The organism is Streptomyces mirabilis (assembly GCF_039503195.1).
Classification (GTDB): Bacteria; Actinomycetota; Actinomycetes; order Streptomycetales; family Streptomycetaceae; genus Streptomyces; species Streptomyces mirabilis_D.
This window is the reverse complement of record NZ_JBCJKP010000001.1, coordinates 9,738,690-9,763,314: the sequence shown is the minus strand read 5'-3', so window position 1 is coordinate 9,763,314 and position 24,625 is coordinate 9,738,690. Positions and strand designations below refer to the sequence as shown.

At 69.0% G+C, this 24,625-nt stretch carries 21 protein-coding genes and 3 pseudogenes; 10 read left to right on the top strand and 14 right to left on the bottom strand.

The annotated features are described in order from the left end of the window. Window positions 1-141: 141 nt before the first annotated feature. Together AAFF41_RS44365 and AAFF41_RS44360 are read right to left on the bottom strand one after the other, a co-directional pair. Window positions 142-780, bottom strand: a complete 639-nt coding sequence (locus tag AAFF41_RS44365; RefSeq protein ID WP_319750828.1) for a response regulator transcription factor — start codon at window positions 778-780, stop codon at window positions 142-144. Next, on the bottom strand, window positions 777-1,997 hold the full coding sequence (locus AAFF41_RS44360; RefSeq protein WP_343325858.1) for a sensor histidine kinase: 1,221 nt from the start codon (window positions 1,995-1,997) through the stop codon (window positions 777-779). The genes AAFF41_RS44365 and AAFF41_RS44360 overlap by 4 nt, the downstream gene beginning before the upstream one ends. Before the next feature lie 172 nt (window positions 1,998-2,169). Between AAFF41_RS44360 and AAFF41_RS44355 the strand changes: the two genes are divergently transcribed. Both AAFF41_RS44355 and AAFF41_RS44350 read left to right on the top strand, forming a co-directional pair. After that, window positions 2,170-3,258 (top strand): ABC transporter permease, encoded by a 1,089-nt coding sequence (locus AAFF41_RS44355; protein WP_319750830.1) that lies wholly within the window; start codon window positions 2,170-2,172, stop codon window positions 3,256-3,258. Continuing rightward, on the top strand, window positions 3,255-3,938 hold the full coding sequence (locus AAFF41_RS44350) for an ABC transporter ATP-binding protein (protein WP_319750831.1): 684 nt from the start codon (window positions 3,255-3,257) through the stop codon (window positions 3,936-3,938). The genes AAFF41_RS44355 and AAFF41_RS44350 overlap by 4 nt, the downstream gene beginning before the upstream one ends. A 734-nt stretch (window positions 3,939-4,672) precedes the next feature. On the opposite strand, the gene AAFF41_RS44345 is transcribed toward AAFF41_RS44350, so the two are convergent. Together AAFF41_RS44345 and AAFF41_RS44340 are read right to left on the bottom strand one after the other, a co-directional pair. Continuing rightward, window positions 4,673-5,071: a nuclear transport factor 2 family protein gene (locus AAFF41_RS44345; RefSeq protein ID WP_319750832.1), complete on the bottom strand. Its 399-nt coding sequence runs from the start codon at window positions 5,069-5,071 to the stop codon at window positions 4,673-4,675. 157 nt (window positions 5,072-5,228) lie between these two features. Further along, a complete protein-coding gene (locus AAFF41_RS44340) occupies window positions 5,229-5,726 on the bottom strand; it encodes a cupin domain-containing protein (RefSeq protein WP_319750833.1) in 498 nt (165 codons plus the stop codon). A 137-nt stretch (window positions 5,727-5,863) separates the two neighbouring features. Between AAFF41_RS44340 and AAFF41_RS44335 the strand changes: the two genes are divergently transcribed. Beyond that, window positions 5,864-6,508 carry a TetR/AcrR family transcriptional regulator gene (locus AAFF41_RS44335; protein WP_319750834.1) on the top strand — a complete coding sequence of 215 codons (645 nt, stop codon included), beginning with the start codon at window positions 5,864-5,866 and terminating at the stop codon, window positions 6,506-6,508. A gap of 280 nt (window positions 6,509-6,788) precedes the next feature. Here AAFF41_RS44335 and AAFF41_RS44330 read toward each other — a convergent pair whose 3' ends face one another. Further along, window positions 6,789-8,528 carry an MOSC and FAD-binding oxidoreductase domain-containing protein gene (locus tag AAFF41_RS44330; RefSeq protein ID WP_319750835.1) on the bottom strand — a complete coding sequence of 580 codons (1,740 nt, stop codon included), beginning with the start codon at window positions 8,526-8,528 and terminating at the stop codon, window positions 6,789-6,791. 130 nt (window positions 8,529-8,658) lie between these two features. After that, a complete protein-coding gene (locus AAFF41_RS44325; protein ID WP_319750836.1) occupies window positions 8,659-9,525 on the bottom strand; it encodes an alpha/beta fold hydrolase in 867 nt (288 codons plus the stop codon). 659 nt (window positions 9,526-10,184) lie between these two features. Here AAFF41_RS44325 and AAFF41_RS44320 point away from each other — a divergent pair. Together AAFF41_RS44320 and AAFF41_RS44315 are read left to right on the top strand one after the other, a co-directional pair. Further along, a pseudogene (locus AAFF41_RS44320) lies at window positions 10,185-10,362 on the top strand (transposase); the annotation flags it as partial. Between the two features lie 58 nt (window positions 10,363-10,420). After that, entirely contained in the window at window positions 10,421-11,665 is a 1,245-nt protein-coding gene (locus AAFF41_RS44315) for a SpoIIE family protein phosphatase (protein ID WP_343325857.1), read from the top strand. A gap of 716 nt (window positions 11,666-12,381) precedes the next feature. Here AAFF41_RS44315 and AAFF41_RS44310 read toward each other — a convergent pair. Further along, a complete protein-coding gene (locus AAFF41_RS44310) occupies window positions 12,382-13,350 on the bottom strand; it encodes a DNA polymerase Y family protein (protein WP_319750908.1) in 969 nt (322 codons plus the stop codon). 129 nt (window positions 13,351-13,479) lie between these two features. Between AAFF41_RS44310 and AAFF41_RS44305 the strand changes: the two genes are divergently transcribed. Further along, the gene (locus AAFF41_RS44305) at window positions 13,480-13,818 is read left to right on the top strand and encodes a DUF6233 domain-containing protein (protein WP_319750837.1); all 339 of its coding nucleotides are present in this window, start codon (window positions 13,480-13,482) and stop codon (window positions 13,816-13,818) included. A 415-nt stretch (window positions 13,819-14,233) separates the two neighbouring features. Here AAFF41_RS44305 and AAFF41_RS44300 read toward each other — a convergent pair. The 5 genes and pseudogenes from AAFF41_RS44300 to AAFF41_RS44280 form a co-directional block, all read right to left on the bottom strand. Next, window positions 14,234-15,079: pseudogene (locus tag AAFF41_RS44300) on the bottom strand (aminoglycoside phosphotransferase family protein). A 953-nt stretch (window positions 15,080-16,032) separates the two neighbouring features. Further along, on the bottom strand, window positions 16,033-16,623 hold the full coding sequence (locus AAFF41_RS44295; RefSeq protein ID WP_319750840.1) for a TetR/AcrR family transcriptional regulator: 591 nt from the start codon (window positions 16,621-16,623) through the stop codon (window positions 16,033-16,035). Between the two features lie 109 nt (window positions 16,624-16,732). Then, window positions 16,733-17,746: an NADP-dependent oxidoreductase gene (locus AAFF41_RS44290; protein WP_319750841.1), complete on the bottom strand. Its 1,014-nt coding sequence runs from the start codon at window positions 17,744-17,746 to the stop codon at window positions 16,733-16,735. A 73-nt stretch (window positions 17,747-17,819) separates the two neighbouring features. Continuing rightward, window positions 17,820-18,731, bottom strand: a complete 912-nt coding sequence (locus AAFF41_RS44285; protein ID WP_343325856.1) for an alpha/beta hydrolase — start codon at window positions 18,729-18,731, stop codon at window positions 17,820-17,822. A 74-nt stretch (window positions 18,732-18,805) separates the two neighbouring features. Further along, window positions 18,806-19,621: an oxidoreductase gene (locus tag AAFF41_RS44280; protein WP_343325855.1), complete on the bottom strand. Its 816-nt coding sequence runs from the start codon at window positions 19,619-19,621 to the stop codon at window positions 18,806-18,808. 752 nt (window positions 19,622-20,373) lie between these two features. On the opposite strand from AAFF41_RS44280, the gene AAFF41_RS44275 reads away from it, so the two are divergent. The 3 genes from AAFF41_RS44275 to AAFF41_RS44265 all read left to right on the top strand — a co-directional run bounded on the left by AAFF41_RS44275 (window position 20,374) and on the right by AAFF41_RS44265 (window position 21,932). Further along, entirely contained in the window at window positions 20,374-21,006 is a 633-nt protein-coding gene (locus tag AAFF41_RS44275) for a DUF2461 family protein (protein WP_319750844.1), read from the top strand. A 363-nt stretch (window positions 21,007-21,369) separates the two neighbouring features. Continuing rightward, window positions 21,370-21,588 carry a peptidase inhibitor family I36 protein gene (locus AAFF41_RS51935; RefSeq protein WP_319750845.1) on the top strand — a complete coding sequence of 73 codons (219 nt, stop codon included), beginning with the start codon at window positions 21,370-21,372 and terminating at the stop codon, window positions 21,586-21,588. A gap of 89 nt (window positions 21,589-21,677) precedes the next feature. Further along, window positions 21,678-21,932 (top strand): hypothetical protein, encoded by a 255-nt coding sequence (locus AAFF41_RS44265; protein WP_319750912.1) that lies wholly within the window; start codon window positions 21,678-21,680, stop codon window positions 21,930-21,932. Window positions 21,933-21,993: 61 nt separating this feature from the next. Here the strand turns inward: AAFF41_RS44265 and AAFF41_RS44260 are convergent, their stop codons facing one another. Continuing rightward, complete coding sequence (locus tag AAFF41_RS44260) at window positions 21,994-22,950, bottom strand: expansin EXLX1 family cellulose-binding protein (RefSeq protein ID WP_343325853.1); 957 nt, start codon at window positions 22,948-22,950, stop codon at window positions 21,994-21,996. 155 nt (window positions 22,951-23,105) lie between these two features. Here AAFF41_RS44260 and AAFF41_RS44255 point away from each other — a divergent pair, with 155 nt between their 5' ends. Next, entirely contained in the window at window positions 23,106-23,669 is a 564-nt protein-coding gene (locus AAFF41_RS44255; protein WP_343325852.1) for a GNAT family N-acetyltransferase, read from the top strand. Here the strand turns inward: AAFF41_RS44255 and AAFF41_RS44250 are convergent. Beyond that, a pseudogene (locus AAFF41_RS44250) lies at window positions 23,628-24,610 on the bottom strand (RNA-guided endonuclease InsQ/TnpB family protein); the annotation flags it as partial. The gene AAFF41_RS44255 and the pseudogene AAFF41_RS44250 overlap by 42 nt on opposite strands. Window positions 24,611-24,625: the final 15 nt, after the last annotated feature.

The following is a 24,625-nucleotide window of genomic DNA, read 5'->3' as shown; positions in this document are numbered from 1 at the left end:
GAGCTTGGCCAGGTAGGCGTCCACGCCGCTCTTGACGTAGCCGTAGATCGCGTTGCTGTCCGGTCATGGGCAGGGACAGTCCTGCTCGCTCGGCATGACGGGCTGGTGGCCGGATAGAGGGCCGGTCGAGGAAGTGCCCGGTCAGCGGCGGATGAGGCCGAGGTCGGTTGCGGCGGCGACGGCGGCGGTGCGTGAGTCGACGCTGAGTTTGGCGTAGCTGCGGGCGAGGTGGGATTTGACGGTGCCTTCGGTCAGGTGGAGGCGGTGGCCGATGGCCTGGTTGGACAAGCCGTCGGCGACCAGGGCGAGGACTTCGGTCTCGCGTCGGGTCAGGGAGGTGCCAGGCGTGCGCAGCCGGTTCATGAGCCTCTCGGCGACCGTGGGGGCGAGGGTGGTGCGGCCGGTGGCGGCGGTGCGGACGGCGGCGGCCAGGTCTTCGGGTGGGGCGTCCTTGAGGAGGTAGCCGGTGGCGCCGGCCTCGATGGCGGGCAGGGTGTCGGCGTCGGAGTCGTAGGTGGTGACGATCAGCACGCGGGGGGCGCCCGGTCGGGCGGTGATCTGGGCGGTGGCCTCGGCGCCACCCATGCCCCTGCCGAACTGCAGGTCCATGAGCACGACGTCTATGTCGCCCTCGGCGGTGCGGGTGATGGCGTCCTCGGCGGTAGCGGCCTCGGCCACGACTACGAGGCCGGGCTCGGTTTCCAGCACGGCGCGCAGTCCGGCCCGGACCACGGGGTGGTCGTCGGCCAGGAGGAGGCGGATGGGGGTGTCGTCGGTCATGGGCGGCCCTCGGGTGCGGTCTCAGCGGGCGGGGTGAGGGGGAGCTGTGCGGCCAGGGCGGTGCCGTGGCCGGGGGCGGATTCGATGGCCAGGGTGCCGCCGAGGGCGTGTATGCGGGCGCGCATGGCGGCCAGGCCGAAGCCGCCGTTTTCGGGGTCGGGCGCGGGCAGCCAGCCGGGGTCGAAGCCGGTGCCGTCGTCGACGGCATGGAGGGCGATGTGGTCGCCGAGGTAGCTGAGGGTGATCTCGGCCGTGCTGGCGTGGGCGTGGCGGACGGTGTTGGCGAGGGCGGACTGGGCGATACGCAGGAGGGCGACTTCGTGCGCGGTGGCCAGCGGAACAGGGCCGCCGGCGAGGTGGAAATGGGCGGTGATCCGATGGCGGGCGCTGGTGGTGGTGCACAGGCGTTCCAGGGCGCCGGCCAGGGTGGTGCCTTCCAGGGCGGGCGGGCTGAGGGCGGCGACGAAGCGGCGGGCCTCGACCAGGTTGTCCACCGCGGCTTGGCGGGCCGCCTCCACGTGGCGGGCGGCGGCATCGGGCCGGTCGGGCAGGGCGCGTTCGGCGGCACGCAGCAGCAGCTGGATACTGGAGAGCCCCTGCGCGAGGGTGTCGTGGATCTCGCGGGCCAGCCGCTCGCGTTCGGCCAGTACCCCGGCGGTGTGCTGGACCTGAGCCAAGTCGGCGCGGGTGGCGGTGAGCTCCTCGATCAGTCGCCTGCGCTGTTCGCTCTCCCGGTACAGGGCCTGGTATCCCCGCACCACCGCGACGGCGACGGCGGCGCCGAGCGCGGGGCCGATGGCCATGGCGGGGGTGAAGGAGTGCTGATGAGCGGCGAAGCCGGTGATGGCCGCCGCCGCGGTGGCGGCCACGGCGGCAAGCCCGGCGCGGCGTGGCAGCAGGTGGAGCTGGAGGAAGTACAGCGGGAACGCCACCCACACCCCGTCGGAGGACAGGGCCAGCAGGGCCAGCCACACGGTGCCCACAGCGGCCAGCCACAGGGCGGCGGCCCGCCGCGAACGGCGGACGCTGGGCAGGAGCGGCCCGACCGTGTACGCCGCAGCGCACGCTGCAGCCACGGCGACGATCAACCCGGCGCGAGGTTGGCTGTCGGCTGTGGCCCGACCGGCGGCCAGGGCGAGCAGGCCGATGATCAGCAGGTGCAGGCACCAGGCCAGGGTCCGGGTGGTGGAGGTCAGGGTGGGGACAGAGGTGTTCACAGTGCCACCCAGGGTACGAAGCCAGGCTCCCGCGACACCTCCATCGAAAGTTAGAACCCGCGTGCCGTCGTTCGGGCCGTGAAGTGCCCTCCTGTGTCAGACGTGTGCACGGGGGGCCGGCGGCGATGGTGGAGTCACACCGCTTCCACCACCGAAGGGACAGATCAAGGCCGTGTTCGTCGCCTGGAGAGATCTGAAGTTCGCCCAGGGGCGCTTCGCCCTGATGGGGACCGTCATCGTGCTGATCACCTTGCTGGTCGGGCTGCTGTCCGGGCTGACCGCCGGATTGGGCCGGCAGAACATCTCCGCGATCACGGGATTGCCCGCCGACAAGATCGCCTTCCAGGCGCCAGGCGGCGGGCAGGATCTGTCGTACGCCAACTCCACCGTCACCGAGCAGCAGTGGCAGCAGTGGTCCAGGGCCCCTGGCGTCGAGAGTGCCGAACCGCTGGGGATCACCACCACCAAGGTCACCACCGGAGGCAAGAGCACCGGGGTCACCGCCTTCGGAGTCGAGCCCGGCTCCAGCCTCGCCCCGGCAAGCAGCAAGATCGACAACGTGTCGGTGGTGCTGTCCACCGCGGCGTCCGACGACCTCGGAGTCAAGGCCGGCGACTCCCTTGCCTTGGCGGGGCAGGAGCTGAAGGTGGCCGCCGTACGGGGAGATGCCTTCTTCAGCCACACCCCGGTCATCTGGACCAGCCTGGACACCTGGCAGAAGACCGCGCCGCCCACCGGCAGCGGCGACAGCCCGACCGCCACCGTCATCGCCCTGAGCACCACCTCCGGGGCCGATACGGCGGCCACTGACAAGCAGGTCGGCACCAAGACCGTCACCACCAACAACTCGCTGTCCGCGATCGGCTCCTACACCTCCGAGAACGGCTCCCTGCAGATGATGCGCGGTTTCCTGTTCGCCATCTCCGCCCTCGTCATCGGCACCTTCTTCACCGTGTGGACCATCCAGCGCAACGGCGACGTCGCCGTCCTCAAGGCACTTGGCGCCTCCACCCCCAACCTTCTCAAGGACGCCCTCGGCCAAGCCGTCGCCCTGCTGGCCGGCGGCACCCTGATCGGCACCGGCATCGCCGCAGCCCTGGGAGCCCTCGTCGTCGGCTCCACCGTGCCGTTCCTCCTCACTCCCGCCACCGTCCTTCTTCCAGCCGTTGTGATGATCCTCCTCGGCGCGCTCGGGGCCGCCCTGTCCATCCGCCGCATCACCTCCGTCGACCCGCTGACCGCCCTGGGGAGCGCCCGATGAGCCTCAACCTGACCGACATCACCCTCACCTACCCCGACGGCGACACCCGCCTGACCGCCCTCGACAACGTGAGCCTGGAAGTTCCCAAGGGCAGCCTGACCGCTGTGGTCGGCCCCTCCGGCTCCGGCAAGTCCAGCCTCCTGGCTGTCGCCGCCACCCTCATCACGCCCGACGCCGGCACCGTCACCGTCGACGGCACCTCCACCACCGGCCTGAGCCGCGGCGAACTCACCGACCTGCGCCGCCACAAGATCGGCATCGTCTTCCAGCAGCCCAACCTGCTGCCCTCCCTCACAGCCGCGGAACAACTCCAGGTCATGGCTCAGATCGACGGCCGCAAGCCCCGCACCGCCCGAAACCGGGCCATGGAACTCCTCGACGCGGTCGGCCTGGCCGACCAGGCCGGCCGTCGGCCCCACCAGCTTTCCGGCGGCCAGCGCCAGCGAATCAACATTGCCCGCGCCCTGATGAACGACCCCACCGTCCTCCTGGTCGACGAACCCACCAGCGCCCTCGACCACGAACGCGGCACTGCCGTCATTGCCCTGATCACCCGCCTCACCCACCAGCAGGCCACCGCAACCGTCCTGGTCACCCACGACCGCACCCACCTCACCGCCGTAGGTCAGATCGCCGAAGTCCACGACGGAAGGCTCACCCTTCCGACAGTGGCGCACTGACCTTGGAGAAGGACACCAGCACGCATCTTCGGCACGGCGGACATCAGGATGGTCCGTACGCTGCCCATCCCGTTGTCCCAGTCGATCTCCTGGACACCGCCAGACTGCCCTGGTCTGTTCCGGCCTGGTGGGGCTTCTAGCGGAGGCACCGGCCGCCTCACGCCGGTAGGGCGCGGCGTGCGGTCGGGCGGTGGTCGCCGGCGGGGCCGTCGCGGTCAACCCGGCCGATTCCAAAGAGCGTCATCAGGGCGAGCCGGTGTTCGACTTCGCGCCGATGTTGTCCATGGTGTCTTCCTCGCGCAGGCGGGGGTGAGCCGCCGCCGCGCCGTTGAAGGGTCACGCGGCGGCCGAACTCCAACCGGATTGTCGGCAAGGCATCTTCCCTACGTACTGCGCACCCGCTTGGACATCACCGCACATCCGGGGCAGGCGACCTCAGCCACCCGAGTTCTCGCCGTCCGGCGAATCACTCCGCACTCGAAGAACACACGCTGCGGCAGTAACGCGCTTTAGGTGCGGAATCAGATCACCGACGAGCTCATCACACCGCACCACGGCCCCGGATGACGCCACGTCACCGAGACCGAACCCCGTTGATCCTCCTCGCTGAGTAGGCCCGGAGCGCGGTGCCGGGATTGCTCCCGCCGAGGTGACGGTGAGTGTCCGCGGCTGCTCTCCGACGTGGCCCGCCGCATGGCGACATCGGCTGAATGCCCCCTGCGCTGCAGGGTCGGTCATTCGGCGTAGGCCTCGGACACCTTGAGTGTGTCCTCGTAGAGGTACATCTTGACGATCTTGTCGCCGGCCACCTGGAGGTGCATGGCGATGGGCATATCGAACGTCCGGCCGGTGCTCTTCGCGACCCGGGTGAACCGTCCCAGCATGACGGCATGGTCACCTTGGACGAGTAGCGCCTCGACATCGTCGATGTTCTTCTCGGGCACGATGTTCGCCCCCAGCGTCCTGAGGTAGTCGGCCACCTCGCTGCCCTTGGTGCGCGGCCCCGTCCAGGGCAGCGACGCCGACCCGGGCACGTACCAGTCGATGTCGTCTGCGAAGACCTCTGCGACCTTGTCCGGGTCCCCGCCTGCCAGCAGGCAGAAAAACTTCTCGACAACGTCTCGGGTAGTCATGATCAAGACACCTTTCACAGTGGCACCCTGAAAGCCATTCCAGAGTGCGCCGACACCCCGCGTGGCGCTCGCCCGCTCACGGGTGGGGGAAGTAGGGGAGCCCGCGATGGCGTCTGTGCCGATCCTGTGGGTCCGTGGACGCAGCTGGCAGCGGTACCTACTGTCCGAGGCGGTCCAGGTCGGCGGGGATCATGCCGGGTGGGCCGAGGGTGACGTCCCCGAGTTCCTCGGTCACTGCCATGAAAAGCTCCACGTCCAGCTCGGTCTCGGGCGTGGCAAGGTGAACGGGAGTACCCGCTCGGGCGATCAGCTCGGCGAATCCGGCCGGGGATGTGATGTTGAGGGCGCGGGCTCCGTCGGTGCCGGACTTGATGGCGTGGGGCAGGTGCTTGGGAATGGTGTAGAAGTCACCGGAACGCAGAGTAAGGGTTTCCGGCCCTGCCCACACGGTCAGCGAACCCGACACCACCCAGAGCCGCTCCTCGTACTGCGTGTGCATGTGGAGCGGCGTTGCCGAGCCCGGGGCGAGGACGGAGTCGGTGACGTCATGCCGCCCTTCGGTTTCCGGTCCGGATGTGAGGATGGTGACGCGAAGCTCCTGGCCCAGGACGTACTGGCGGGCAGAACCGCCCGTCGCGGGGGTGAAGAGACTCATGGTGCGCGGCTCCTGTGAGGGAAGGTGGACCCGGAGTCCGTATCGGTATGCGGGCCCAAAGGATCAGGTGTCAAGAGGCCCTATATTGAAGATAGGTGCCATATATTGAAAGTAGCACATTGATTGAAGGTGAAACTATGAGCGTCGGGGCTCACGGTCCACGGCGCCCCTACCGAGCCGGCAGACGTGCCAAGGCGGCCGCGGAGACGCGGGCGGCCATCCTTGACGCCGCCCTGCGTCTGTTCGTGGAGAACGGGTACGGAAGCGTCACCGTCGGCGACATCGCGCGGGAGTCCGACACAGCCGTTCCCACGGTGTATGCGAGCACCGGAGGCAAGTCCTCGATCCTGGCCAGCCTCATCAGCGAGGGCATCGCGGACCCGATCGTCGATGAGACGCTCGCAGCCGTCGGCATGTCTTCCGATCCTCGGGAAGCGGTCGCTGTCGCCACGCACGGGGTGCGGATCGACAATGAGCGGCATTTCGACCTCGTCCGGGTGCTTGTCACGGCGGCCACACTGGACGAGACCGCGAAGGAAACTCTCACCCGCGCCAATCGCAGCTACCGCGAGGCTCTGGGTGTTGTGGCCAGGCGGCTGGAGGATCTGGACGCCCTGGGACAGGGCATGCTCGTCGACCGCGCAGCCGACATCCTGTGGTTCTTCCTCGGCCACCACTCCTGGCGTGTGTACGTGACGGACTCCGGCTGGTCCTGGAACGACACGGAGAAGTGGCTGGCAGAGCAAGTGTCGGCCGCCCTACTCAGTGACCGGGTCGACTGATCAGGGCGGCAGGGCATTGCCAGGCGCCCTCCCTGGTGCCACGGACCGGAAATCCCGGCCGGCCCCGCGAGGGTGCTGCGTCCGCGTCGGTGGTGAAGCGTCAAGCGCCGCACCGGTGGCAGCCGCCGTTCCCGGGCGCTTGTCGGGCGCTTCCCGGGCGCTTGCCGGGCCCGCTGTGGAGTGGCCCCACCTCACCAAGCGCATAACGGACGAGATCACACCCGCCTGGCGAGAACCTACTGAGACGTAAAGGGTAATCCGCCTCGAATCAGCCGCTCTCTCACAGGTCCACGACAACGCCTCCAGCGGGCTTGGAGCAGCAGATGAGGATGTTGCCCTCGGCCGGAGGCTCGACGGGGTCGGGTGAGTAGTCGACGGCGCCGGACATCAGGGCGAGTTCACAGGTGTGGCAGACACCGGTGCGGCAGGACCACTGGACGGGGACGTCGCAGGCTTCGGCGAGTTCCAGCAAGGACTCCTGCGCGTCGTTCCAGGGGACGGTGAGTCCGCTGCGGGCGAAGGAGACCTCGGGTCCGGTGCCGGGTGGTCCCGCGGGTGGGTGGGGCGCGGGCGCGGTCGACGCGCCCTTGATCCCGGGGGTGATGGCGGGTCCCGCGCCGAAGATCTCGGTGTGGATGCGGGAGGGGTCGAGCCCGTAGTCCACGAGGGCGGCGGTGAGGCTGTCCATGAAGGCGACCGGCCCGCACAGGTACGCGTCGGCGTCGGTCGGCAGGCCCAGCCGGCGGACGGGCTCGGCGGACAGGCGGCTCGCTTCCAGGTAGTCGACGCCCTGGCGGTCGGTGTCGGTGGGTCTGCTGTAGTAGACGGTCGACTTTGCGTTGGGGAGTGCCGCGATCAGGTCGCGGCTTTCCTTGGCGAAGGGGTGTTCGGTGCCGTCGCGGGCGCCGTGCAGCCACCACACCTGGCGGGTGGAACGGTCACGCGCGAGGGCGTGCAGCATGGCCAGGACGGGGGTCGCGCCGACCCCGGCCGACAGCAGCACCACCGGGTTGTCCCCGCCGGTCAGGCAGAAGGTGCCGCGGGGCGCGGCGGCCTCCAGGTGGTCGCCGACATGGATGTGGGCGCGCAGCTCGTTGCTGGCGGCGCCGTGCGGTTCGACCTTCACGCTGATGCGGTACCTGCCGGTGCCTGGCTCGCCGGACAGGGAGTAGCTGCGGATCAGGGGTGGAACGTCTCCCTCGGGCTGGACTTTGACGGTGATGAACTGGCCCGGCAGCGCGGCCGGGAGCGCGGAGCCGTCCATGGTGGCCAGGTGCAGGGAGAACACGGTGCGGCTCTCGGGCTGGATGCGCGTGACGGTCAGCGGGCGGAAGCCCGGCCAGGCAGGCGGCGGTGCAGTGGCCGCCGCATTCAGCCCTGCGCTGCCCGACCCGCCGCCGTCGCCGTCGGACTGGTCCAGAAGGATCTTCATGGAGCCTTGCCAGCCGGGGCTGAGCGCGGGGATCCGAAGCGCCCGTTCGACCTGTTCGCGGGTGTGGCCGGGCAGGTAGAGCACCCGGTCGATCTCCTCGACGGTCATCGCCTCCGGCCCGGTGGAGACCTTGACGATCTCCTGTCCGGCCTCGACCTCGCCCTCCTCGACGACGCGGAGGTAGAAGCCGGGGCGGTGGTGAGCCACCAGCAGTGCCGCCATCTGCGGTTCACCCATGCGCAGCCCCACCCGGTAGCAGGTCACCCGGGGCTGGGTCACCTCGAACAGCGCGTCCCCGATGCGGTAGCGGTCCCCGATGCAGACCTCGTCGTCGGGCAGTCCCTCCACGGTGAAGTTCTCGCCGAAGTTCCCGGGGGTCAGGTCATCGCGCCCCAGCTCGTTCGCCCAGAAGCGGTAGGAGTCGAGCTGGTAGACCAGCACCGCCCGCTGCTCACCGCCGTGCCCGCCCAGATCTCCCTGGCCGTCCCCGTCGATGTTCAGCCGCCGCACCATCCGCGGACCGGCCACGGTCTGCTTGTAGACGCCGGTGTACACGGTCTTCCCGTGCCAGGGAACGCCCTTAGGCATCCCGACATTCACTGCTGTCAATGTGGCCACCACGCCGCCTCTCTTGGGGGCGCTTCCCATGCCGCTCCGGCCGGGAAGCACGTCGCATCAGCCGCCGCATCCGCTGAGGGGGCGTGGGTCTCGCTGAGCTTCATGTGAGGACGCGTCCGAGGAATCCGTGGATGTATCCGCTGATGGCGTCCAGATGCGTCTCCAGGGCGAAGTGCCCGGCGGGCAGCAGGTGGACTTCCGCCTCCGGCAGGTCACGGGAGAACGCCTTCGCGCCGTCCGGCCCGAAGATCTCATCCCGCTCGCCCCAGACCGCGAGCAGGGGCACTTGGCTGGTACGGAAGTACTCGTGCAGTTTCGGGTATCCGTCGATGTTCGTCGGGTAGTCGCGGAACAGCGCCAGCTGGATCTCGTCGTTGCCGGGCCGTTCCAGCAAGAGCTGATCGAGGGTCCAGGTGTCGGGGCTGACCAGGTTGGTGTCGGTGGCGCCGTTCTCGTACTGCCAACGGGTCGTACTGGGACTGAACTTGGCCCGCGCGCCCGGTTCCGTGTCGCGGCCGGGGTTGGTGGCGTACGCGAACAGGTCGTCCCAGAAAGGCTTGGCGAAGCCTTCCATGTAGGCGTTGCCGCTCTGCGAGATGATCGCGGTGACGTCGAAGGACGGGTCGAGCGCGAGGCGCCAGCCGATCGGTGCCCCGTAGTCGTGCACGTAGACGGCGAAACGTTCGATGCCCAGATGCTCCAGGAGTCCGGCGGTGATGCCCGCGAGGTTGTCGAAGGTGTAGTCGAATGCGTCCACCTTGGGCATGGCGGAGTGGCCATATCCGATGTGGTCGGTGGCGATCACGTGATAGTCATCGGCCAGTGCGGGCACGAGATGACGGAACATGTGCGAGCTGCTCGGGAATCCATGCAGCAACAGCACGACCGGAGCGTCGCTGGGGCCGGCCTCGCGGTAGAAGACTTCTTGGCCCTTGATGGTTGCTGTCTTGTGTCGCGTGGGAAGCACATCGACCTCCGGGCGCCCGTGGGCGCGGAACTGCGTCAAATCCACCCGCATACAACCCGGTTGAACGCGACCAAGAGTCAGGGCGGTCGCCGCAGAGGCTCGGGAACATTTTTCCCTGGGCGGCCTGATACCTCGCGACAGATGGCGCCGACTGCCACCTTTTCCCACGCTAGACCCGGCCCGCGGTGAGGACAACGCGACAAAACCGCTCATATATGCGGTTCACGAAATGACGGGCGCCGACACACAACAGAACGGAAGAATGACGGAGAGTCGCAGCGATGTCGCAGGTCGCTGGAAAACGCCTGCTCCAAATGCCGGATCAGCCTGTCAGCGTGAACACGGGTGGCGCCGCCCGACATCATTGACACCAGTGAGGAACACCTCAGAGAGCCTGCCAATCGCGGTCGCCGCACCCCGCCCGCTCAAGTACCGCCGCTTACCGGCGACGCCCGCATGAGCGAGCCCCAGGAGCCGGCGCCTGCCCGGTGGGGTGCGGTGTTGTCGGGGTGGGCTGCTGGCGGGGAACGGGCCGTGGGGTGGCCCGCTCGGGTGCCCCGCATGCGAGGGCGGTGAACGAGACGGTCATCGCGATCACGCGCACCCGCCACAGCGACCCGCGCGCCGTGCCGCTCATCTCCCCCGTCGGTCTGCCCAGCCGCATCGACCAGGTCCTGTATGGCGTGATCATGGAGGCCTATGTGCGCGGCGTGTCCACCTGCGCGGTCCACGACCTGGTCAAGGCCCCGGCACGACAGCGGGATCTCCAAGAGCGAGGTCTCCCGGATCTGCGGCGAGTTCGACGAGCCCCTGTGCACCTTCCGGAGCCGGGCGCTGGATCGCGCGTAGATTGGGAGAGCAGACAGTCGCGCTCGCATGCCAGGGAGAGCGCGTGATGACAGCGGACATTGATTTCACAGCGTTCTTCGACGCCACACCAAGCCCGTACCTAATGCTGGACACGGACCTGGTGATCCGCTACGTCAACACGGCATACCTGCAGACCACCGGCCTGACCAGAGACCAGCTGATCGGGAAGTACTTCTTCGACGCCCTGCCGGAAAACCCTTCCCCTTCCGACGACACACAACAGAACCTGAAGGCGTCACTGCACCGGGTACTGGACACCGGGAAACCGGACACCTTGGTACTGCAGCGGTACGACATCCCTGTCGTCCACCAGCCCGGCTGGTTCGAGGAGCGATGGTGGTCCGAGATCCACACCCCGATTCCCGGGCCTGACGGTGAGGTGAAGTGGATCGTCCAACGGGCCGAAGACGTCACCGCCTTCGTCCACTCGCGCCGGGCACGCCAGCTCACCGAGGAGTTCACCGAGCGGGAGAAGGGCATGGGCATGGCAGCCGAGCTGTACGCGCGAGCCCACGAGCTGCACCGGCTGAACCAGGAACTGCGCCAGGCCCACGCCCGCGAACGGCAGGTCGCCGTCGCCCTGCAGGAAGCCATGCTCTCCGCCCCCGACCTCGACCACCACACCGGCAACATCGCCGTGCGCTACCTGCCGGCAACCACATCACTGAACGTGTGCGGCGACTGGTACGACGTCGTCGACCTGCCACCCGACCGCTACGCCGCAGCAGTCGGAGACGTCGTCGGCCACGGCCTGCACGCCGCCGCCGTCATGGGCATGCTCCGCAGCGCCCTGAGCGCAGCCATCCGCGCCCTTCCCAGCCCTGCCCAGGCCCTGGAAGTCCTCGGCCTGTACGCCCGCTCCCTGGACGGCGCGACGGCCGCCACCGCAGTCAAGGTACTCATCGACACCCGCAGCAGACTGATCATCTACAGCAGCGCCGGACACCCACCCCCCGTCCTGCTCCACTCCGACGGGACCTGCGAACTGCTGAACCAAGCGACCGATCCGCCGCTCGGCGCCCGCCCGCACCACGTTCCCCGCCCCCAGGCCGGCCTGTCCTACACCCGAGGAGACACCCTCGTGATGTACACAGACGGCCTCATCGAGCGCCGCGACGAGGACATCGACGCCAGCCTGGCACGGCTGACCACAGCCCTGGCCAAGGACAGCACCGTCGCCCCTGATCAGCTGGCCGACGCACTGTTGGCCCGCCTCGACGTCGCTGGGGGCGCCGCCGACGACATCGCCCTCGTCGTCATCCGCCTATAACCGGGGTGCGGTGGCGTGATCTGCCCTTCGTCGGCCGTCCAACGGCCCGGATCCCGCCGACAAGGACCGGGGTGACCCGGAGCAGCGTCCAGGCGGTACAGTGCCACGTCGGCCCGGCCCCCGCGAACCCGGCGCCCCGCTGCCTGGTCTGGTGACTCTCCCTGGCGAGGACGGTCGCTGGAGGCCGCTTTTGCTCCTGGTCATCTGGGCGAGCCGACTCAGGTCGTGCCGTTCGAGCTGGTCGACGAGGTACCTCCTGCTGGTGGCGTGCTGCCTTGGATCAAGCCACGACCTTGCGGCAAGCCGAAGGCCCGCCCGGTACCCCTCAGGCACCCGGCCGGCCCGGCTCCGGGAACCCGCAGTGCGCGCTGCGCTCCGCGGGCTGGTCCGGCGATGACCGCCCAGCTGGACCGCGATCCGCACTGGGGGCGTCTTCCTCGCTCTCGTGGCTGTGGCCAGCCCTCACTGCGGTGGATCCGGGACCAGCTGGTGGGTGCCGGCCGTGGCGCCGGACTCGCCGCCACGGAGGGATGTACGGACGTCCCCCACGGGGCGGGCGAGGACGTCCGAACAGCAGGTCAACGCCCCGCCAGACCGCTCACGCCCAGGACCGAGATCTTTTGTGCACCGTCCGGCTGGTGGTGGGGGTTACGCGGCTAACGGGCCGGGGGTGTAGCGGCAGCACGGCTCTCGCCTCCACGGCGGGGTCGGACGGGTCAGGAGACGCGCAGGAGTGTGGTGGCGGGGCGGATCGCACCGGGCCCGAACTTGGCGCGGATGCGGTCGCTGACCTCCTCGGCGACCAGCCGGGCCTCGCGCACGCCGTCGAAGCTGATCTGCTCGGCCACCTGGTCGGTGGCGATCAGGTCTTCGCCTTTCAGCGTGATTCCGGTGAGGCGGCCGCGCTGGAGTCCTGCCGCGTCGATCAGCCGGTAGGCCGGCGTGCGCAGGTCGTCGTCGTGGGCGGAGGCCTCCGGGAGCCGGCGGGTCTTCTCCCACGTGGCGCCTGTGGCGAAGCGCAGGGTCAGGGTCAGGCCGCGCGCCGCCTGGCCCCGACCACGGAGCTGGTGGGCGAGGGTGACGACCAGGTCGAGCAGGGCCGCTCGGACGGCGGCGCCGTCCAGGGTGTGCCGGGGGAAGGCGCGGCTCACGCTCGCGGAGGCAGGCAGGGCGCGCGGGGCCACGGGGCGGGGGTCGATGCCGCGGGCCCGGTCGGCCGCCTGGCGTCCGGCCCGGCCGCCCAGGAGACGCTGCACCGTCGCCGGCGGAACGGCGGCGAGCAGGCCGACGCAGTGCACGCCGTAGTCGCGCAGGGTCTGGGCCTGGCGGGGGCCGATGCCGTGGAGAGCTTCGACCGGCAGCGATCCGAGCCAGTCGGCCACCTGGCCGGGGCCGACGGCGAGGACGCCGCCCGGCTCAGTGATCTGACCGGAGGCGGTGGCCGCGATCGTGATGGACGGACCGATCCCGACCCGCACGTCGACACCCAGCCGGGAAATGGTCCGCACCCGCAGCACCTCCCCCAGCCGACGCCCGTCCACGCCGTGGTAGCGCAGCGAGCCCTTCAGTTCCACCAGGGCCGCCGTCGGGGGCAGCGCCTGGACGACCGGGGACAGCTCCGCCAGCTGCTCGAGGACCTGCCGGTAGACGTCCTCCGGCAGCCGGTCCGGGCAGCGCACATGCATCACACTCGCCACCCGCCGCGCCTCTGTCCCTGCCTCCACAGCACCCACCTCCTCCACCCACATTATCGAACTAAAATTCGAACACGCGAGACGGCGAACCCTATCGCTCGCGGATCCAGAATCGGAAACATGTTCGATGACCTGCCGCCTGACCTGGCACGACTGCTCACCCTGCGGGTGTGGCACGCCATGTGGCTGCAGCGCATCGACACCAAGATCGCCGCCCTCCAGGAGACGGAAGCCGAACAGGAACAGGGCCGGAAGAACCGGCCCCAGGAGCCGGACTGGATCGTCGAACTCGGCATCGGCAACGGACGCCCGCCCACCGAGGTGCACGTGGGCGGCTGCTACGCCGCGGGCAAACGACGGCGCCCCGTCCCGCGCGACGAAGCACGCCGGCTCCTCACCTCGGGCGTGCGCGCCTGCACCCACTGCAAACCCGACGCCCAGCTCCGCATCCTCGACTGACCCGCCGCAGCCGACGCCGCGCCCCATCCCGCGCGGGAGTGCGGCCTAGGCTCCCCGCTGCTGTCGGGCCGCCTTCTTCGCCGCCGCGGACTTCTTCGCGGTCTCCTTCGCGGACTTCTCGGCAGGCGCCTTCCCCCGTCTTCCGGGCCGTCTTCTTCTTGGCCGCCGGCATCTCGTGGACCTCGGCATCCCCCGCGTCCTCGCCGCGCGCGGCCCGCGCCTTGCGGACACTCTCCTGCAGGGCGGCCCATCAGGTCGACGACCTGGCCGCCCGGCTCCTTGTCCTCGGTGCTCGGCTTGGGCGGCTGCCGACCCTCGACCTCGCCTCGATCACCGCTAAATCGAGAACAAGTTCAAAGGAGCGCGCATCAAGCCCCTTCAGAACACGATCAGGTGCCGTCCGGCCTAAAGGTCCTCAGTTGGGCTTGCCGCCGGGAAGACCCCTATCTCCGTTCTGCCCCATGAGCATCAGGAAGAGACTCTTCATCGCGGCCAGCCCGCGGGCGCGCCGGATCGCCGCCTCGTCTGCATGCGCGTGCATGTCGAAGAACCGTGAGGCCGTGCCCGCGGGTAGCAGTACCCATGCGGCGGCGAGGTCCCACGCCGGATCGCCGGCGAACATGTCACCGAAGTCGACGATACCCGAGAGCGTTCCGTCCCAGACGACGACGTTCGCGGGATGGAGGTCGCCGTGCACCCACACCGGCGGGCCCTCCCACGCGTGGCCGCAACGGCATCGTCCCAGACGGCCCGGACGTCGGCAGCGATGTCGTCGGGGCCAACGGCCTGGAAGAAGTCCTCGAAGCCGTCCGTGCAGTTCCGGGGATGGGCACCGCGGTCCGTAGCGATCGACGCCTCGGCGGGCGCCTCCACATGGAGCACCCGGAGGAAGCCCGCCAGCCTGTCGGCCGCGTGGGCGCCGCGGCAGATCGAGCCGTGGTCCAGCGGCTCGCCGGGAACCCACGTCATCACGGTCCAGTGCTTGGGGAAGCGCTCGGACGGTTCGCCGAACCGCACCGGAGTCGGCACCGGGGGGGGAGGCGCGGAGCCGGCACGGGTAGCCACCGCCGCTCCTTGAGCTGGAGCTCCGGGGTGGGCTCCATGCGCTGCATGCGCACGGCCAACTCGTCCCCGAGACGCCACATTTGGTTGCCCCACCGCCCGCTGCTTCGCGGATGGCCAGCCCTGCAAGGTCTGGATGTCGCTCCTGCAGCAGGTCGCGAACCAGGTCTGCGGTGATCTCGAACTCGGTGTCGGTCATGCGAAGTCACCGTACTGAGGCGGCAGGCGGGGCGGCTCTCGCTCTCCGGAACATCTCTCGCTGTGATGCCTCTGGCATCGCCGATTCGGTTTCAGAGAGCTACAGATCAGAGGCTTCGAGACGGACCGGCCCCAAAGTTCAGAGAAGCCTGCATCCGCTGCTCCATGCTCCGCCCCGACCCCGCCCAGCGCCCCGCCTGACCGAAATCCGCGACAACCTCCTGGCCCGGATCCTCGAAGCCGAACGCGAGGGCTGGCTAGGCGAGAGGGAGGGACTCGAAGTCAGCCTCGCCGGAGCCCAGGACAAGCTCGCCCAGCTCGACGCGGAGGAAACTCGTCTACGCACCATCGACCTTGGCATGCCCACGTTCTCCAACCTGGCAGGACGCACATCCACGGCCAATCTCACTCGACGATCCGCAACGCACCAGCGTCTGCGAGGCTGCGGCGGGCACCGCCGCATGATCACGGCCGAGAGCGTGGGGGTCCGCTGCCACCGACGAAGTCTGCGGCAGAAGGCGAGCTGGCAACCGGGTTTCGTCGGGATGCATCCGTGCGGGGGTTGCGGGCGAGGACGCGCAACCCCCGCTGCAACAACGCGAGTCCGGCCATTACCGGCTTCGACGTGGCCGTGACGACCTCCGTGATCCGCCCGCCGTCCGTCGTCTCCTCCCCGCTGACCGAACACCACCTCGACGGCCTCCAGCCGGGCCGCCTGGGCGATGGGCTGGCCGCCGGAGGACGAGCGGAGAGCTTCGGCAACCAAGCGGCGAAGAAGCCGTTCATCCCGAACGGTGTGGGACAGACGCAGGGGGTGTGTGCAGGCCGGCGCATTCTTGCGGTGGCGGCGCAGGGCGCGGCGGAGGGCAAGAAGGCCCCGCCGAAGCGGCAGACGCTCGGCCGGGGCGTGGTGTGGAGCGGCTCGTCGAGGCTGCCGGGTGGTGTGGCGACGCGTCAGCGGGACTCCTGTACGCCGAGCAGAGTGAGGGCGTTGCGGATGCCCTCGTCGAGGAGTTCGTCGGAGAGTCGCCGGTCGGCCAGGGCGCGGGAGAGCTGCAGCGTTCCGACCATCATGGCGTAGACGCTGAGGGTCTTCGTGTGCACCGAGCGCGGATCGGCGGGCGCCAGGCGAGCGGCGATCCCGTCGATGACGGCGAGCACGCCGTCGGTGTACGCCTGCTTGGTCTCGTCCGCGCAGCGCCCGATCTCATTGAGGAGTGCCGCGGAGGGGCAGCCGTCGTCGGGACTGTCGCGGTGCTGGGGCGACAGATACCACCGTACGATCTGCTCGACTCCGGCGATGCCGGGGGCCGCCTGCTCGATGACGTTCGCGTACTGGGCGCGCAACTGGTCCGCGACCGCGGTGGCCACGAGGTCGTCCTTGGATGCGAAGTGGGCGTAGAAGGCGCCGTTGGTCAGTCCGGCGTCCGCCATCAGCGTCGAGATGCCCGAGCCGTCGATACCGTCCCGCTTGAACCGGCGGCCGGCGGTCTCGATGATCCGCTGCCTCGTCGCCTGCTTGTGCTCTTTCCCGTACCGCGCCACGCGCTTGCTCCTTTGTGCGCCGGAAGGGTCACCCGCGCTTCGCCATCGTATTGGATTGCGAACGTACTCCAATGGTGTGCCGACGGTGTATTGGAGTACCGACACACCTTCAGTCGTTGTCGGGCGCCATCGAGATCACGACCTTTCCGGCCGCGGTGCGGCCCTGCTCGACGTGCGCCATCGCTTCGAGCGTCTGGTCGAAGGCGAACGTTCGGTCGATGACCGGGCGGAGCTGTCCGTTGTCGTAGAGGGCGGCGAGCTCGCGCAGCTGGGTGCCGTTCGCCTCCATGAAGAAGAACTGGTAGCGCACGCCCAGGGCCTTGGCCTGCTTGCGGATCTTGCGACTGAGCACGTTCATGACCAGGCCCAGAAAGGATGGGGCGCCGAGCTGCTTGGCGAACGCGGCGTCCGGGGGGCCGACGACACTGATGGCCAGGCCACCGGGCTTCAGCACGGTCAGCGACTTCTCGAGGTTGACTCCACCCAGCGAGTCCAGCACCAGGTCGTAGCCGGACAGCACCTGCGAGAAGTCCTCCTTGGTGTAGTCGACGACGATGTCGGCGCCGAGGCTCCTGACCAGCTTCTCGGAAGCAGTGTTCGCGGTCGTCGCCACTGTGGCGCCGAGGTGCTTGGCGAGCTGGATGGCCGTCGATCCGAGGCCGCCGGCACCGGCATGGATGAGCACCTTCTGGCCCGGCTTCACGTGGGCGCGGTCGACGAGGGTCTGCCAGGCGGCCAGGGCCACCAGCGGCACCGCGGCCGCCTCGCGGAGGGTGAGTGACTCCGGCTTGGGTGAGACGTCGTCCTGGTCGATCGCAATGAACTCGGCGAAGCCTCCGATCCGCAGGTCGCGGGGACGTGCGTAGACCTCGTCGCCGACGGCCACCTCGCGCACGGCGGACCCGACCTTCGTCACGATGCCGGCGACGTCGTGGCCGAGCACGAAGGGCAGCTTGTACTTCAGGAGTCGTTTGAACTCCCCGTTGCGGACCATTTTGTCCAGCGGGTTGATGCTGGTGGCGCTCACTCGGACCAGGACGTCGCCGTCGCCGACGGTGGGCTCGGGAACGTCTGCGGCGCGTAGGCCGTCCTTGCCGTACTTCTCGACGATGAATGCCTTCATGTCAGCCATCCCTTTGCGTGATCTTCTCGATTGCCTTTCGGCGGACGATGCGCATGTCAGGTCAGCTTCCACATCAGCTGCCGAGGTGCCGTCGAAGCCACTGACCCATCTGCTCGACCGCCCGGTCCACCTCGGGCACGCGCCCCGCGCCCAAGATGAACGAGTGCTGCCCCTCGGGCAGCGGACGGACCTCGGAGAGGATCTTGAAGTCGGCGAGTCGGCGGCCGAAGTCGGCGCCGTCGCCGGCAAGCGCCTCGTACTCTCCGTAGTGGAGGGCCGTGGGCGGCAGGCCGGTCAGGTCGGCGTTCAGGATGCTGATGGCGGGGTCGGTGAGGTCCACGCCGGGGTCCTGCAGCCAAGCCGCGCGGAACTGCTCGAGGATGTCCCGGCTGAGCATCTTGTCGAGTTCCTCGTTCTCGTCCACCTTCGGGTTACTGATGGTGAGGTCGGTCCACGGCGAGATGCTGATGATCGCCCCGGGGGCTGCCTCGCCCTTGGCGAGCAGGCGCAGCGGCAGCGCGACCGCGAGGGTGCCTCCGATGGAGTGGCCGGTGCTGCCGATGTTCCGCGGCTCGTAGCCCTGTGCGAGCAGCCACCGGTAGGCGGTCTCGGCGTCGTCGATCTGCGCCGGGTGGGGGTGCTCGGGCGCCAGGCGGAAGCCCACGACGAGCGAGCGGGCTCCGGCCGCCTTGGCGATGTGGCCGGCGGCCTTGCGGTCCGATGTGATCGAGGCGGCGACCGATCCGCCGAAATGGAAGTGGAGCAGCGCCTTGTTGGGGTCGGCGCCCTCAGGGACGGCCCACAGGGCGGGGACGCCGTCCGCGTCCACGTCGGCGTAGGTGACGCCTTCCGGCTCGGTCGATGCCGAAGCGTGTGTGTCGACGATGTCGCGGACGACGGCCAGGTCGAGGCCCGGTGTCGACGCCTTCGCGCGCACGCTTTCGAGGAACTGCGCGAACTGCTGTGCTTCCGTGCTGATTCCCATGGTGATGCTCCTTGTCAGGGCAGAGCCGAACGCGCCTCTCGCGCGCACTGCAGGTCGATGGGCCGGGTGCGACGTCAGCCGGGCATCCGGTTGAATCTGCGGATCTGCTTGTCGAAGATCCCGGCGGGGACGAGGCGTCGCGCGGTGGTGATGCGTGAGGCGAGCGGTCCGGCGGTGTAGCGCAGCTTCGGCTTCGGGGCGGTGGCTGCCGTGACGATCTCCTTGGCGACGACGGCAGGGTCGTCGCCGGTCTTCATTGCCGCAGCGACCACTTCGTCGAAGACACGCCGCCGCTCCGCATACAGCGGCAGCGGGGTGTCGGGCTGCGCGGCATTGGCGTCGAAGGCGGTCCGGGTGTAGCCGGGCTCGACGAGCAGGACGCGGACGCCGTGCTCGCGCACCTCGTGGTCCAGGGACTCGGAGTAGCCCTCGATGGCGTGCTTCGCGGCGACGTAGAGGGCCATGTAGGGCTGCGGGATGACGCCGAGGACGGACGAGAGGTTGACGATGCGTCCATGGCCCTGGGCGCGCATGCGCGGCAGGACGGCCTTCGTCATGCGGACGAGACCGAAGAAGTTGAGGTTGAAGAGGCTCTGGGCCTGGGCGACGGAGTTCTCCTCGACGGCGCCGGCCGAGCCGAGACCGGCGTTGTTGACGAGGACGTCGATCCGTCCGAACCGTTCGATCACTTCCTGGACGGCGGCGGTGACGGATTCGTCACTGGTCACGTCGAGATCGAGGAAGGTCACACCGGCGGGCGGAGTGAGTCCCGAGGTGTTCCGTCCGGTTCCGATCACCTCGAACCCGGCCGTGACGAAGGCGCGAGTGGTTGTGCTACCGATCCCCGACGACGCCCCCGTTACGAGTGCTACCGGCCGATGTGTCGCCATCACAGACTCCCTCATCATTGAATTACGATCGTTTAGCTTACGATCGTAAGACTATAGAGGGGCGGCGCGGATGACAAGGAGCGGCTTCGGTGATCGCCGGGAACCTGCGGATCGGTGCGGGAGGAGAGACCAGGGGGGCGACGAATGCGGCAGGTCACTGATGCGGCCCGGTACTCCCTGTCCGGGCACGCGGAGAAGGTGCGTGCGGCACCGGGCCGGCATGCCGCACCGACGACGGGCGGCACGAGAGGCGAGACGGGTCACCGGCGTGCCGCGCACAGCTTCACGTGCTGACGCCGTCACTCCGTGTGCGACGAAGGGTCGACGCCGGCGGACGAGTGGTTCGGCGACTTGCGGGCGGTCCGTGGCGTCGAAGAACGCCTGCAACTCGTCCCGGGCCGTGGCACGTTTTCCGTGAAGCCGGGAACCGGCGCGAATCGCATCTGAGGCGAACTGGTCGAGGTGGGCCAGTAACAGCCCGGCGACGGGTTTTGGTTCACAGAAGTGACCAGACCGCAGCTGATGGCTCCTGACCAGATGGTTCGGGGCATGGCAGACCTCCGCGACGTGCCCCGAGAAGGCCGGTGTGGGATCTCAAGTTCGGCGGCACCATCCCACCGCCCGCTTCATATCGACTGCACTCTCGACTGGCCGACGAACCCCGTCGCAGCGCCTCCCACCTTGTCTGGGGTCACGGCTCCCTACCCGTCTCACTCTCCGCGTGCGAACCATGGGTGAGCTAACCTGCCCGCATGCGCGGACAGTTCACCGGCTGGCCGGAGCAGGCCATGGATGTGTTGTGGCAGCTCCAGGGCGAACCGACCCACGCGACCCGCGAGCGCTATCGCGCGGACCGCGAACGCCTGGTCCGGCAGCCGATGATCGCCCTGCTCAACGAGGTCGCGGACACCGACCCTCGATACGAGGACTTCTCCGTCTGGCACTACCGCACCGACTCCTGGTGGTGGCAGCACCAGAGCGCGGTGATCCGGCTCGGCCGCAAGATCGAGATCGGTCTCCGGTTCGCCCTGGACGGCCTGCGGGTCCAGGGCGCCTGGTGGTACCCCGATCCCGGCCAGGTGGACATGTTCCGCAAAGCCGTGGCCTCCGAGGGGAGCGGCCGCGAACTGGCCGCCATCGTCGAGGACGTGCGGAAGAAGGGCTACGACATCTCTGGGGACCTGATGAAACGCCCCCCACGCGGCTATCCGACGAACCACACCCGTACGAACCTGCTGCGCCACCGTTCGCTGATAGCCGCCCGTCCCCTCGGCTGCGAGGCATGGCTGCACACCCCCGAGGCGGTCGACCGGGTCCTCTCGGCCGCCGCCGACCTGGACGCCCTGCTGATGTGGCTGGTCCGCCACGTGAAGCGCGCCGCCTGACATCACGAGGGCGCCGCGCGGCACGGGAGGAACCGCACCCGTGTCGCCAAACCTGGCGGGGATGCACCGAGAGCCGAGACAACCGCAGATGAAGCAGCGTGAGGCACCGCGAGAAGCCGCAGGTCACAGCCTTGGTGTATGCAGCGAAGCGCGAGGTCCCACCACCAGCCTGTGAGCCCCCAGCACGGCCCGCTTCCCGACGGTACCGACGGGCGCCGCGGCCACGGCCGACGCGCTGCAGGCCCGCTCCGGACGCCACGTCACCGCCGCATGGGGCGACCTCACCCTCGCCTGCCACCACCTGCCGGCCGGGACCGTTACCCCGAGATCAACTTTGAGGGCCAGCCGTGGGTGCGGCGTGCCGTGGACGGAAGCGTGAAGGACCTGCCGTCCGCGATCCGTGACCGCGGTAGCTCCATCCGCAACAACTCCGACCGCACCGCCCGCGTCTACGAGAAGCGGAACTACAGCGGGCGGTGGGTATGCATCACCCGCAGCGGCGGCTCCATCCACGACCTGCGCGGTTACAACCTCAACGACCAGACCCGCTCCCTGAAGACCAACCGCAACGACTGCGGGTAAGCACGGGTGAATCCTGCCCGCCGACGTGCACTGACCACGGCCCATGTAGTGCGGTGCGGGACACAGTTGATGCTCGTCGCCCGTACCTGGTGCGCGTTGCCCAGTTCGTCACGCTCATCGAGCCGGAGCTCGTGGTGGAGATCCGCGTCGCCATCGCTCACGACCGCCCCGGCGATGCGTCACCCCGTGCGCTGGCACCGCACCCGGACCGACCTCCAGCCATCGACGACGACCAGCACCAGTGGGGTTGGATCGGTGAGGCCATCACCGGGGACCCCCGGGCCCACGGCCACGTGTGCCTGGCCACCGACGGTCGCGGTATCCAGTTCGGGCAACCGGCCTGACACACCGACATCGGGTCCCTCCGAGCGTTGCGTTCGGAGAGGCCCGGTGTCGGCGGCGGAGTCAGTGCCGGGCGAACTGGACTCCCGTCGACTGCACGACGTCCGGCCGCAAGGCGATGCCGTTGATGGTCAGTTGTTCTCCGTAGATGTCGGTGAGCCTGATCGCCTTGCCGCATCCACTGCCGTCGGGAGAGAGGAAGTAGTTGTAGTCGGTGCGGGTCAGTTGGCGCCAGCCGCCGCCGGTGCTGACCTCCAGCCGGGCGAGCGGGTTGCGGTGCCCGATGGCCTGGACGCCGCACCAGTAGGGGCTGGATCCGGTCTTGTAGCGGATAGAGACCGTGCCCGACGAGCTGGGGCTCACCAGACTCCAGGTGATGGCGATCCGGCCGGTCGAGACAGGTGCCAGTTTGGCGAAGGCCTGTTCGCTGAGGTCGAGTTGACCCGGCGCGCAGGGCAGAGGGCATTCGTTGGTGATCCGGACGGTGACGGAGGCACCGTCCGCCGCGCGCACGAGTATGTATGCCCCGCAGGCCTTGGACGTCTCGTAGTCGGTGGTGTTCATCGCCGCGATCATCATGTCGCCGCTCGGGCCATACGAGCAGGCGCCGTCCCCGACCCCGGCCTTGTAGACGGTGGCTACTCCCGGGTAGGTGACTTTGCCTCGGATCCGTCCGGCCAAGGAGGACGTGGTGAACGTCTTCCCCGGTGACGTCGATGACGGCGTCCCCGACGGGGACGCGGAGGCCTTCGGTTTCTTGGCCCCGGCCGACGGGGACGCGGAGACTTTGGACGGGGAAGGTGTGGGGGACTTCTTCTTCTCGGGCAATGCCGGTGGGTCAGTCTTTTGGGAGTTGGCGACGGTCGTGGCTGGAGCCCGCCCGGCATCCTTCTTGCGGTCCGGCTGCATCGCCATGGCCAGGCAGACGAGGAGACCTGTGACGACCAGCCCCGTGGTAGTACCCACCATCAGCCGGCGTCTGCGCCTGCGCTGCCGCGCGGCCTGGCGTGTTTCTTCCATGTCCATCCGTTCGAAGAGCGTGTCGCTTGCACTACTCAGTGGCCACGGATGGCGAAAAGGTTGCCGCCGAATTTTCGGTCGGGCCAGGTCCCGGGTCGACGCAGCATGGACTTCGGCCCGGACGAGTGGATCCGAAGTCGGGGATGATCAGTGGCATGCGGACGGTCCTGCGCGGAGCCCTGGTGACGCCTCGCCCGTCGACGGTGGGCGATATCCCGGCTCTGGCCGCGATCCGGACCGCGCCTGAGGTGTACACGCGCCGGCGGGGCGGCGACGACCTGACGGCCGCCGTGACCGGGGACCTCGAAGATCCCGGGGCCCGGACCTTCGCGGTCGAGCACGGCGGCAGGGTGGTCGGCGCTATCCAGTGGGGCGCCGAGGACGAGCCCGACTACCGGCATGCCAACATCGACATCTATCTCGACCCGGCGGTGCACGGGCGCGGCCTTGGCACTGACGCGGTCCGCGCCCTGGCACGCCACCCGATCGATGATCACGGATACCGCCGACTGGTGATCGACCCGGCCGCGGACAATGCCGCCGCCATCCGGTGCTACCGCAAGGTCGGCTTCCGCCCGGTGGGCATCATGCGACGGTACGAGCGTGGCCCGGACGGCAGCTGGCACGACGGGCTGCTGCTGGTGACTCCTCTCCCTCGTAAACGAGGGGGCTTGTCGCTATGCCGGGTTGGCGTCGCGAGGGACCAGCCCGGCCCGTAGAACGTTTTGGGCGCCCACCGTGTCCGCGTGCGCGGTGTGGCCGCACGAGACGCAGTGGAACTTTTCCTGGGTGGGCCGGTTCTCCGCTGCGCCGTGCCCGCATGCGGGGCAGGTCCGAGAGGCGTTGCGGGGGTCCACGGCGATCACTTCCCGTCCGGCATCCGAGATCGAGTGGTTCAGCCCGGCCTTCGCGGCGGAACCATTGGGCAGGAAGCTGCCCGGCTGGTCAGGATCGGCCTTCGGCGCGGGGGCCTTGACCATATTGCGGATCTTGAGGTCTTCGTGCGCGATGACGTCGTGCTGCCGCACGAGGTCGACAGCGACCCTGTGGGCGTGGTCGAGCCGCTGGCGGCGGACTTTGCGGTGCAGCTTGGCAACATTGTCCACGGCCCGCTGGTGGTTGGCGGCGCGCTTGGCGCGGCGCACACGCGGGAAACGGGGCAGGGCCTGCTGCGCTGCTTCGAGCTTCGCAGCAGCCTTGCGGCCGTGGCGGGGATTGGCGACGTGCTCACCGTTGGAGGTGGTGAGGAATGAGGCTATCCCCATGTCGATGCCGACCGCGCTGCCCGTCTTGGGCAGCGGCTCGGGCTGCTCCTGCTCGGCGGTGAGGACGACGTACCAGCGCTTGCCCTCGCGCTTGACGGACACGGTCTTGACCTTGCCGACCACGGGCCGGTGCTGGTTGACCCTGACATGCCCGACACCCTGGAAACGGACGCGCCCCACCGGACTTGACACGGCGGAAGAACGCGGCGAACGCCTTGTTCAGCCGGCGCGGGGTGGCCTGCTGGGAGGAGAAAGACCAGCGTCCCTGACGCTCCGGGTCAAAGCCGCGTATCTCCTTGAGCTGTGCGGACTGCTGCCCATACGTGACGCTCGTCTTCGACACGTGCCGGTAGGCGTCCCGGCGTTCCTGTCAATGCGCCGTTGTAAAGGCCGCACACCCGTACGCGCGG

Coding starts and splice junctions, on each gene's coding strand:
- AAFF41_RS44365 (WP_319750828.1), bottom strand. CDS start 780: ATGACCGACGACACCCCCATCCGCCTCCTCCTGGCCGACGACCACCCC.
- AAFF41_RS44350 (WP_319750831.1), top strand. CDS start 3,255: ATGAGCCTCAACCTGACCGACATCACCCTCACCTACCCCGACGGCGAC.
- AAFF41_RS44345 (WP_319750832.1), bottom strand. CDS start 5,071: ATGACTACCCGAGACGTTGTCGAGAAGTTTTTCTGCCTGCTGGCAGGC.
- AAFF41_RS44340 (WP_319750833.1), bottom strand. CDS start 5,726: ATGAGTCTCTTCACCCCCGCGACGGGCGGTTCTGCCCGCCAGTACGTC.
- AAFF41_RS44335 (WP_319750834.1), top strand. CDS start 5,864: ATGAGCGTCGGGGCTCACGGTCCACGGCGCCCCTACCGAGCCGGCAGA.
- AAFF41_RS44330 (WP_319750835.1), bottom strand. CDS start 8,528: ATGCCTAAGGGCGTTCCCTGGCACGGGAAGACCGTGTACACCGGCGTC.
- AAFF41_RS44315 (WP_343325857.1), top strand. CDS start 10,421: ATGACAGCGGACATTGATTTCACAGCGTTCTTCGACGCCACACCAAGC.
- AAFF41_RS44310 (WP_319750908.1), bottom strand. CDS start 13,350: ATGCATGTGCGCTGCCCGGACCGGCTGCCGGAGGACGTCTACCGGCAG.
- AAFF41_RS44305 (WP_319750837.1), top strand. CDS start 13,480: ATGTTCGATGACCTGCCGCCTGACCTGGCACGACTGCTCACCCTGCGG.
- AAFF41_RS44290 (WP_319750841.1), bottom strand. CDS start 17,746: ATGAAGGCATTCATCGTCGAGAAGTACGGCAAGGACGGCCTACGCGCC.
- AAFF41_RS44285 (WP_343325856.1), bottom strand. CDS start 18,731: ATGGGAATCAGCACGGAAGCACAGCAGTTCGCGCAGTTCCTCGAAAGC.
- AAFF41_RS44280 (WP_343325855.1), bottom strand. CDS start 19,621: ATGGCGACACATCGGCCGGTAGCACTCGTAACGGGGGCGTCGTCGGGG.
- AAFF41_RS44275 (WP_319750844.1), top strand. CDS start 20,374: ATGCGCGGACAGTTCACCGGCTGGCCGGAGCAGGCCATGGATGTGTTG.
- AAFF41_RS44260 (WP_343325853.1), bottom strand. CDS start 22,950: ATGGAAGAAACACGCCAGGCCGCGCGGCAGCGCAGGCGCAGACGCCGG.
- AAFF41_RS44255 (WP_343325852.1), top strand. CDS start 23,106: ATGCGGACGGTCCTGCGCGGAGCCCTGGTGACGCCTCGCCCGTCGACG.